Origin of the sequence: Streptomyces beijiangensis, assembly GCF_017315755.1 — a bacterium.
Taxonomy (GTDB): domain Bacteria; phylum Actinomycetota; class Actinomycetes; order Streptomycetales; family Streptomycetaceae; genus Streptomyces; species Streptomyces beijiangensis.
This window is the reverse complement of sequence record NZ_JAFLRJ010000929.1, coordinates 1-683: the sequence shown is the minus strand read 5'-3', so window position 1 is coordinate 683 and position 683 is coordinate 1. Positions and strand designations below refer to the sequence as shown.

Annotated in this window: 2 protein-coding genes; both read left to right on the top strand. The window is 74.5% G+C overall.

Annotated features, from left to right (window positions below; translation table 11 throughout):
* Positions 1-465, top strand: a 465-nt coding sequence (locus J0695_RS39920; protein WP_242553767.1) for a thiamine pyrophosphate-dependent enzyme, incomplete at its 5' end; no start/stop codon positions are given.
* Positions 462-683, top strand: a 222-nt coding sequence (locus J0695_RS39915; RefSeq protein ID WP_277990104.1) for a Glu/Leu/Phe/Val dehydrogenase dimerization domain-containing protein, incomplete at its 3' end; no start/stop codon positions are given. The genes J0695_RS39920 and J0695_RS39915, both read left to right, overlap by 4 nt.

Here is a 683-nt window from a genome sequence, read left to right as displayed (position 1 = left end):
CTGCTGCACCAGTGCTGCTACTACGGCGCGCTCCCGCACCTCCCGCTCCGCCCCGCGGGCCGCTATCTGCACCCCACCGGCTTCGGCACGCTCGGGTACGCGCTGCCCGCCGCGATCGGCGCCAGGGCCGCCTGCCCCGAACGGCAGGTGGTGGCGCTCAGCGGGGACGGCGGACTGCAGTTCTCCGTCCAGGAGCTGGCCACCGCGGCGCAGCTCGGACTGCCGCTGCCCGTCGTCGTGTTCGACAACGGCGGTTACGGCGAGATCCGCGACGAGATGGCCGCCCGCGGCGACACCCCCACCGCTGTCGACCTCCCCCGCGTCGACCTGCCCGCACTGGCCCGCGCCTACGGCGGCCGCGGCGTGGTGGTCCGCTCCCCCGGCGAACTCGCCGCCGTCCTCACGCGCGCCCTCACCACCCCAGGCCCCACCCTGATCACCGTCCCCGAGGAGTCCGCCGTATGACCACCACCCCTCTCATCTCCCTGACCTGGACCGACCATGTCACCGGCCACCAGGGCCACTTGGTCGTCGACCGCCTGGTGCGCGGCGTCTCCAGCGGCGGTCTGCGGATGCGCCCCGGCTGCACGCTGGAGGAGGTCGCGGGCCTGGCGCGCGGGATGACGATGAAGGAGGCGCTGCACTACAACCCGCAGGGGCGGTACATCCCCCTCGGCGGCGCG